General features: G+C 73.1%; 8 protein-coding genes. 4 read left to right on the top strand and 4 right to left on the bottom strand.

Going from position 1 to position 7661, the window contains the following annotated elements:
- Positions 1-115: 115 nt before the first annotated feature.
- The 3 genes from ABT369_RS41430 to ABT369_RS41420 all read right to left on the bottom strand — a co-directional run bounded on the left by ABT369_RS41430 (position 116) and on the right by ABT369_RS41420 (position 2180).
- The gene (locus ABT369_RS41430) at positions 116-1003 is read right to left on the bottom strand and encodes a tyrosine recombinase XerC (RefSeq protein ID WP_350621154.1); all 888 of its coding nucleotides are present in this window, start codon (positions 1001-1003) and stop codon (positions 116-118) included.
- A gap of 431 nt (positions 1004-1434) precedes the next feature.
- Positions 1435-1797 (bottom strand): hypothetical protein, encoded by a 363-nt coding sequence (locus ABT369_RS41425; RefSeq protein ID WP_350621040.1) that lies wholly within the window; start codon positions 1795-1797, stop codon positions 1435-1437.
- Positions 1794-2180: an ACT domain-containing protein gene (locus tag ABT369_RS41420; RefSeq protein ID WP_350621038.1), complete on the bottom strand. Its 387-nt coding sequence runs from the start codon at positions 2178-2180 to the stop codon at positions 1794-1796. Before ABT369_RS41420 ends, ABT369_RS41425 begins: the two co-directional genes overlap by 4 nt.
- Here ABT369_RS41420 and ABT369_RS41415 point away from each other — a divergent pair.
- The 4 genes from ABT369_RS41415 to dprA all read left to right on the top strand — a co-directional run bounded on the left by ABT369_RS41415 (position 2179) and on the right by dprA (position 6396).
- On the top strand, positions 2179-3102 hold the full coding sequence (locus ABT369_RS41415; protein WP_350621036.1) for a bifunctional helix-turn-helix transcriptional regulator/GNAT family N-acetyltransferase: 924 nt from the start codon (positions 2179-2181) through the stop codon (positions 3100-3102). The two genes, ABT369_RS41420 and ABT369_RS41415, sit on opposite strands and share 2 nt — an antisense overlap.
- Before the next feature lie 161 nt (positions 3103-3263).
- Positions 3264-3614, top strand: coding sequence for a YraN family protein (locus ABT369_RS41410; RefSeq protein WP_350621034.1), 351 nt, complete (start codon positions 3264-3266; stop codon positions 3612-3614).
- Positions 3614-5128, top strand: a complete 1515-nt coding sequence (locus ABT369_RS41405; protein ID WP_350621032.1) for a YifB family Mg chelatase-like AAA ATPase — start codon at positions 3614-3616, stop codon at positions 5126-5128. The genes ABT369_RS41410 and ABT369_RS41405 overlap by 1 nt, the downstream gene beginning before the upstream one ends.
- On the top strand, positions 5125-6396 hold the full coding sequence (dprA, locus tag ABT369_RS41400) for a DNA-processing protein DprA (protein ID WP_350621030.1): 1272 nt from the start codon (positions 5125-5127) through the stop codon (positions 6394-6396). Before ABT369_RS41405 ends, dprA begins: the two co-directional genes overlap by 4 nt.
- Before the next feature lie 5 nt (positions 6397-6401).
- Here the strand turns inward: dprA and ABT369_RS41395 are convergent, their stop codons facing one another.
- On the bottom strand, positions 6402-7580 hold the full coding sequence (locus tag ABT369_RS41395) for a pyridoxal phosphate-dependent aminotransferase (RefSeq protein WP_350621028.1): 1179 nt from the start codon (positions 7578-7580) through the stop codon (positions 6402-6404).
- Positions 7581-7661 lie beyond the last annotated feature (81 nt).

The following is a 7661-nucleotide window of genomic DNA, read 5'->3' as shown; positions in this document are numbered from 1 at the left end:
TGCGTCCCCGCGCTTGCGTCCCCGCGCTTGCGTCCCCGCGCTTGCGTCCCCGCGCTTGCGTCCCCGCGCTTGCGTCCCCGCGCTTGCGTCCCCGCGCGCTCGCGTGCGTTGCGTCTTACGCGCGGGGGTGTGCCTGCTCGTACGCGGCGCGCAGCCGCTCGATCGACACGTGGGTGTAGATCTGGGTGCTCGACAGCGACGCGTGCCCGAGCAGCTCCTGGACCGAGCGCAGGTCGGCCCCGCCCTCCAGCAGGTGCGTGGCCGCGGAATGCCGCAGGTCGTGCGGCGAGGTGTGGGGCAGCCCGGCCGCCCGCGCGTACGCGTCCACGATCCGCCGCGCCGCGCCCGCCTGCAGCCGGCCACCGCGCGCGCCGAGCAGCAGCGCCGGGCCGCTCCCGGTGCCCTCGATGGCCGGGCGGCCGTGCCGGAGCCAGGCGGTCAGCGCGTCGTCGGCGGGCAGCCCGTAGGGCACCGAGCGCTCCTTGTCACCCTTGCCCACCACCCGCACGACACGGCGCATCCGGTCGACGTCGCCGAGGTCGAGGCCGCACAGCTCACTGACCCGGATCCCGGTGCCGTAGAGCAGCTCCAGCACCAGCCGGTCCCGCAACCCCAACGCGTCCGCGCGGCCCGACGGCGACGTCACCAGCGTCTCCGCCTGGTCCGCGCGCAGCACGGTCGGCAGGTCCCGGTGCGCCTTCGGGCTGGCCAGGCGCTGGCCCGGGTCCGTCTCGAGGAGTCCCTCGCGCTTGGCCCAGGCGGTGAACGTCCGCGCGGCCGCGGCGTGCCGGGCGAGACTCGTGCGGGCGTCCCCGGCCGCGCGCCTCCGCGCGAGCCACCCGCGCAGCACCGCGAGGCTCAGCCCCGCGGGCGCGTCCGCGCCTCCGGCCGCCGCGTGGTCGAGCAGGGACACGACATCGCCGACGTACGCCCGCACGGTGTGCACCGACCGGTTCCGCTCGGCCGCGAGGTACCGCGCGAAGTCGTCGACCGCGTCCCGCATGCCCGCGGGCAGCCGCTCGTGCAACTCGGCGGTTCCGGGCGCGGACGCGGCGGCCTGCCCACGTCCGCCGCTGCGGCCCCCGGCGCCACGTGACGCGGAACTGCGGCCCGCGGTGCCGCCACGTGACGCGGTGGAACTGCGGCCCGCGCGGCCGCGCGCGTTCGCGCGTTGTTGATCGGCGGCGGGTGCTGTGCCGGCCTTCGCCGTCGCGCTTGCCCGCGCGGTCGCCGTGATGTCGCGCAGACGCTCGGACGCGTGTGCGCCAGCGCCTGTATCAGCGCCACCGGCTGTGTCAGCGCCTGAGCCAGTGCCAGCGGCTGTTTCAGTGTCGGCGCCCGTGCCTGCGCCAGTGTTGGCGCCTGCGCCTGCGCCTGCGCCTGCGTCAGCGCCCGCGTCTACGCCGGAGCCGTCCGGCGATGCTTCGCGCGGAGTCAACGGCGCTGCTGCTCTTCGAGGAACCGCTCGATCAGCCCGCGCACCACGGCCGCCATCGTGAAGCCGTGCTCGGTGCACCACACGCGCAGCTCGGCGTGCCGCTCGGCCGGCAGCCGGAACGTGACCAGCTGGCTCTCCTCACCGGGCGGCAGCGACCCACCCAGCACGCCGTGCGAGGCCGACTCCTGGCCGAGGTCGGGCGGGCCGATGAGGTTCCGGCCGCGAAGCGCCGCGGTGGCGAAGAGCGAGCTGCGGTCCATGGGCACGGCGCGTCCGAGTAGCCAGGTGGTGATCTCCTGGCGGGTCGCGGTCGGGAGCGTCTCGAGCAGCTCCACGAGTTTCTCGACCGGAGCAGTCATACCGACACGATAGCGCCCGATATCCCGCTATCACTATGCGTCGGCTCAATCGAGCGGACGCGTACGCCCTGGATTTCTTCGATCAGTTCCGGCAGCATCCGGTCGATCACCGGGCCGGGGACACTGACCACGAACTCGTCCGTCGCCACGGAGCCGTCGCGGCCGAGCACGCGCATCTGGCGGATGTCGACGCCGAGGCGGCCGAGCAGCGTGGTCACCTGGCCGAGCGAGCCGGGTCGGTCGGGGAGTTCGACGATTACGCGACGTAGCGACATGGGGCAAGCCTGACGACGCTGCGTTTCCCGGCCGTTACAACGCCACGTCGCCCGGCTTTCCGGGAATTCGTTGACAACGTCAAGGAATCTGATGACGATGTCAAGCATGACTATCGAGTCGGTCGCCGCGTTCCGGCGGTTCAATCGCTTCTACACGAACCTGATCGGCGTGCTGCGGGCCGGACTGCTCGACTCGCCGTATTCGCTCGCCGAGGCCCGGGTGCTCTACGAGCTCGCCGCCGCGCCCGCGCGCGTGCTGGACGTCGCGGATCTGCGGCAGGGGCTCGACATGGACGCCGGCTACCTGAGCCGCATCCTGGGCCGGTTCGAGGGCGACGGCCTGGTCGTGCGGGAGCGCTCGGACGCGGACGCGCGCAAGCAGCGCATCCGGCTCACCGACGCCGGGCGGACGGCCCAGGCCGAGCTCGACCAGCGCTCGGACGCGCAGGCGGCGGCCCTGCTGGGCGCGGTGACGGAGATGGACCGGCGGCGCCTCACCGGTGCCATGGACGCCATCGAGACGATCCTTGGCGGCCGCACGGCATCCGCGCCCACGGTCGTGCTGCGCCCGCCGGGACCGGGTGACCTCGGCTGGGTCGTCCAGCGCCACGGGGCGCTCTACCCCGCGGAGTACGGCTGGAACGACGAGTTCGAGGCGATGGTCGCGCGCATCGTCGCGGACTACGCCGAGTCGCACGACCCGCGCTGGGATCGCGGCTGGATCGCCGAGGTCGACGGCGAGCCCGTCGGCTCGATCTTCTGCGTCCGCGCGGGCGAGGGGACCGCGAAACTCCGGCTGCTGCTCGTCGAGCCCAAGGCCCGCGGACTCGGCGTCGGCGGCCGCCTCGTCGACGAGTGCGTCCGCTTCGCCCGCAGCGCCGGCTACCGCGACATGGTCCTGTTCACGCACGACATCCTCGGCGCCGCCCGGCGCCTGTACCAGCGAGCCGGGTTCGAGCTCGACCACGAGGAGCGCAAGCCGGCCTACGGCCAGGACCTCGTACACCAGCACTGGCGGAAAATTTTCTGACAACGGCCCGGTTGCGGCCCCAAGCCGCCCGGCCTGCGCCGCGACCCGGCCGCATACCAACATCACCGAACCCCTCGAACTTATCCACAAGCACCTCGTTGTCCACAGGTTTGGGCTTCGGCGCGACGCAGTGATCACCCCGATCCGCGAAAGTCGCCCGCATGAACCACAACCAGCTCGTCGGCGGCTTCGGTGAACGCGTCGCCTGCCGATACCTCGTCTCACAGGGCCTCGTCCTGCTCGACCGCAACTGGCGCAGCTCGGCGGGTGAGCTCGACGTGGTCGCCCGCGACGGCGCCGACGTGGTGTTCGTCGAGGTCAAGACCCGCAGCAGCACCCGATACGGCCACCCCGCCGAGGCACTCGTGCCGGCCAAGGTCCGCCGCCTGCGCACGCTCGCCCAGATGTGGCTGGCCACGAACGACGTGCGCTGGGAACGCGTCCGGTTCGACGTGATCGGCGTGCTCGTCGGCCGGGGCGTGGCCATCCAGCACCTGCGCGGGGCGTTCTGATGGGGTACGCCCGTGTCCACTCCGTTGCCCTGCACGGCGTGGCCGGCGAGGTCATCGTCGTCGAGGCCGACGTGGCCCCCGGCCTGCCCAGTCTCGTCGTCTCCGGCCTGCCGGACGCGGCGCTGAGCGAGGCCCGCGACCGCGTCCGGGCGGCCGTGCAGAACTCCGGCGCGTACTGGCCACAGGCGCGCATCACCGTCAACCTTCTCCCGGCGCACATGCGCAAGCACGGCTCCGGCTTCGACACCGCCGTGGCGATCGCGGTGCTCGCGGCCGGAGCCGCGCTGCCCATCGGACGGCTCAAGGGCGCCGTGATCCTCGGCGAGCTGGGGCTGGACGGCACTGTCCGCCCGGTTCGCGGGGTGCTGCCCGCCGTTCTGGCCGCGAGCCGGGCCGGGAAGGAGCTGGCTCTGGTGCCGCTGGCAAACGTCACCGAGGCCCGCCTCGTCCCCGACATCGAGGTCCGCGCCACCGACAGCCTCGGCCGGATCATCGGCTTCCTGCACGGCTCCGAGAACCTGCTGGACCCGGTCTCCGAGCCGGCCATGGAAACGTCCATCACGCTTGACCTCGCCGACGTGCTTGGTCAGGAGCGAGGACGCCGCGTGATCGAACTCGCCGCGGCCGGTCGCCATCACATCGCCATGTTCGGTCCGCCAGGTACCGGCAAGACGATGCTGGCCGCTCGGCTACCCGGTGTCCTGCCGCCCCTCGACGACGAGGAGTCGATCGAGGTGACGGCCCTGCACTCGATCGCCGGGACACTTGCGCCGAGCGGCACGCTGGTTCGCCGGGCGCCGCTGCAGGCCCCGCATCACACCGCCTCCGTCGCCGCGCTGGTCGGTGGCGGACCCGGCCTCGCCAAGCCCGGCGCGATCAGCCTCGCCCATCACGGCGTGCTGTTCCTGGATGAGTGTGCCGAGTTCGCCTCCGGGGTCCTCGACTCCCTACGACAACCCCTGGAACAGGGACAGGTCAGGCTTCGCCGCGCCTACGGCGAAACCGTCTATCCGGCTCGGACACAGCTCGTGATGGCCGCCAATCCGTGTCCCTGCGCTCGACCGGGCGGCCGCCAGACGTGCCAGTGCCCGTCGATCGTCCGCAGGCGGTACCAGGCCCGGCTCTCCGGGCCGCTGATGGATCGCGTGGACCTGCAGGTCGATCTCGATCCGGTCCGTTCCGCGGCACTGCTGGGCACCGAACATGTGGAGCCGTCCGCGATCATCGCGAAGCGGGTCCTGGAGGCCCGCGGCACAGCGGCGGCGCGCTGGGGACGCAGCGCGAAGACGAACGGCGACGTCCCGGCCTCGATGCTGCGCGACGGCCGGTTCCGGCTCTCGAAGTCGGTGCTGCATCCGCTGACGGTCGAGATGGACCGTGGCCGGCTCTCGGCTCGAGGCTTCGAGCGGTCGGTGCGGGTGGCGTGGACGATCGCGGATCTCGATGGGCGGGAGCGGCCCGAGGCGGCGGACGTGCGGGAAGCGCTCGAGCTGCGTTCGAGGAGCGTGCGATGAGGCCGGGGGAGGAGCGGGTGGCGCGCATGGCACTCGGAATGCTCGTCGAGCCCGGCTGCCGCGAGCTCGGTGTGCTCGTGCGCGCGGTCGGCGCGCAGGAGGCGTTGGCTCGGACGGTCGGCGGATACGGCATCTCGCGGGCGCTGGCGGGGGCGGTGCAGGCGAGGATGCGCGGCTCCGGCTTGGAGGGCTCGCCGGACGTGGGCGCGCAGCTCGCCGAGCGGATGGAGGAGCTGGCGGAGCGGCTCGGGGCGCGGATCGTCACAGCGGCCGACGAGGAGTGGCCGTTAGCGCTCGATGATTTGGTCAAGGCCAGCCGCGAGGGCAACATGCTGCGCCGGGACACCGATCCGCCCATGTGTGTCTGGCTGCGCGGGCCGCTGCGGTTCGCCGAGACGCTGGAGCGGTCCGTGTCGGTGGTGGGCGCGAGGGCGATCACCGGGTACGGCGCGTATGTCGCATCGGAGTTCGCGTACGGGCTCGCGGAGTGCGGGTGGACGGTTGTGTCCGGCGGGGCGCTCGGCGTCGACGTGACCGCGCACCGGGGTGCACTGGCCGGGGCGGGCGCGACGGTCGCGGTGCTGGCGTGCGGGATCGACAAGGCGTACCCGGCGGCGAACGCGGCGGTGCTCGAGCAGATCGGCGACGAGGGGCTGCTGGTCACCGAGTGGCCGCCCGGGACCCACCCGCACAAGACGCGGTTCCTGACCCGCAACCGGGTGATCGCCGCGGCGACGAGGGGCACGGTGATGATCGAGGCCGGGTCACGCAGCGGGGCGCGCAGCACACTCGGGTACGCCCGGCTGCTCCAACGCACCGCGATGGTCGTGCCCGGGCCGATCAACTCGCCGATGTCGGTCGGCTGCCACGTCGAGCTGCGGCAGCCGGGCACGGTGCTGGTGACCCGGGTCGAGGAGATCATCGAGGAGATCGGCAGCGTCGGGGAACTGGCCACGCCGATCCAAGGGGCAGGGCGGCCCGAGGACGTCCTCGATCCGCTGCAGGCTCGCATCCTCGACGCGGTCCGGCCGCGGAGGGCCACGACGGCGGAGCAGATCGCCGCCACGGCCGGGGTCAGCGGGCGCGATGCCCGGCGGAATCTGCCGCTGCTGGAGGAGCTCGGGTTCGTGGTGTCGGGGCCGGACGGCTATCGGCTCAGCAGCGAGCCACGCGGTCCGGTCGAGGGCGAGGCCCCGCCGGCCGGGCGCCGGGTGGGCGGCCGGGGAAGCGCGGAGCCCCGACCGGCCGGCGGAGAGGAGGGGTGGTGAGCGGGTCAGAGTCGTTGCAGCCGCGCGACCGCCTCGTCGAGGACCTCGTCGCGCTTGCAGAACGCGAACCGGACGAGCCGCCGGCCGGCCTCGGCGTCGTCGTAGAAGACCTGCGTCGGCACCGCGACGACGCCGCAGCGCTCCGGCAGCGCCAGGCAGAACTCGACACCGTCGGTGCCGCCCAGCGGGGTGATGTCGGCGGTGACGAAGTACGTGCCCTCGGGCTGCAACACCGCGAACCCGGCCTCCGTCAGACCCTTGCACAGGCGGTCGCGCTTGCCCTGCAGCTCGTCGCGGAACTCCTGGTAGTAGGAGGCCGGCGACTCCAGGGCCACCGCGATCGCGGGCTGCAGCGGGCCGGCATTGACGTACGTCAGGAACTGCTTCACCCGCGTCACGGCCGACACGAGCGGGCGGGTGCCGCACACCCAGCCGATCTTCCAGCCGGTGCACGAAAACGTCTTGCCGGCCGAGGAGATCTGCAGCGTGCGCTCCCGCATGCCGGGCAGCCCGGCGAGCGGCACGTGCGGGGCGGCCGCGTCGCTGAAGATCAGGTGTTCGTAGACCTCGTCGGTGACGGCCAGGACGTCGTACTCGACGCACAGCTCGGCGATCTGGGTGAGCTCGGCCTCGGTGAAGACCTTGCCGGTCGGGTTGTGCGGAGAGTTGAGCAGCACCAGGCGGGTCCGCGGGCCGAACGCGGCGCGCAGCTCGGCCGGGTCGAAGGAGTAACGGCCCTCGGCGGCCCGCAGCGTGACCGGGCGGCGGACGGCTCCGGCGAGCGCGATGGATGCGGCGTAGGAGTCGTAGTACGGCTCGAAGCAGACGACCTCGTCGCCGGGCTCGCACAGGGCGAGGATGCTCGCCGCGATCGCCTCGGTCGCGCCGGCGGTCACCAGGATCTCGCCGTCGGGGTCGTACTCGAGGCCCCAGAAGGACCGCTGGTGGGCCGAGATCGCGGCGCGCAGCTCGGGGATGCCGGGGCCCGGCGGGTACTGGTTGCGGCCGCCGCGGATCGCCGCGGCCGCCGCGTCGAGCATCGCGGCCGGGCCGTCGGTGTCCGGGAAGCCCTGGCCGAGGTTGACGGAGCCGGTGCGCACGGCGAGCGCCGACATCTCCGCGAAGATGGTGGTGCCGAACGGGCGCATGCGGGCGATGAGCGGATCACGCGAGGCGTCAGTCACCCCCCGAGTATGCGGCCGGGATCGGCGCTCGGGCCGATGCGGTCCGGGCCCCGTGGACGCCGCTTCAGGTGCGGGCCGGTG

It is taken from the genome of Dactylosporangium sp. NPDC000244 (assembly GCF_040300725.1).
Classification (GTDB): domain Bacteria; phylum Actinomycetota; class Actinomycetes; order Mycobacteriales; family Micromonosporaceae; genus Dactylosporangium.
The sequence above is the reverse complement of the archived record's forward strand: the minus strand, read 5'-3'. Positions and strand labels throughout refer to the sequence as shown.

Bases quoted from the DNA above. Each gene is read 5' to 3' on its own strand.
- ABT369_RS41430 (WP_350621154.1), bottom strand. From the start codon at position 1,003: ATGCGGGACGCGGTCGACGACTTCGCGCGGTACCTCGCGGCCGAGCGG.
- ABT369_RS41425 (WP_350621040.1), bottom strand. From the start codon at position 1,797: ATGACTGCTCCGGTCGAGAAACTCGTGGAGCTGCTCGAGACGCTCCCG.
- ABT369_RS41415 (WP_350621036.1), top strand. From the start codon at position 2,179: ATGACTATCGAGTCGGTCGCCGCGTTCCGGCGGTTCAATCGCTTCTAC.
- ABT369_RS41420 (WP_350621038.1), bottom strand. From the start codon at position 2,180: ATGCTTGACATCGTCATCAGATTCCTTGACGTTGTCAACGAATTCCCG.
- ABT369_RS41410 (WP_350621034.1), top strand. From the start codon at position 3,264: ATGAACCACAACCAGCTCGTCGGCGGCTTCGGTGAACGCGTCGCCTGC.
- ABT369_RS41405 (WP_350621032.1), top strand. From the start codon at position 3,614: ATGGGGTACGCCCGTGTCCACTCCGTTGCCCTGCACGGCGTGGCCGGC.
- dprA (WP_350621030.1), top strand. From the start codon at position 5,125: ATGAGGCCGGGGGAGGAGCGGGTGGCGCGCATGGCACTCGGAATGCTC.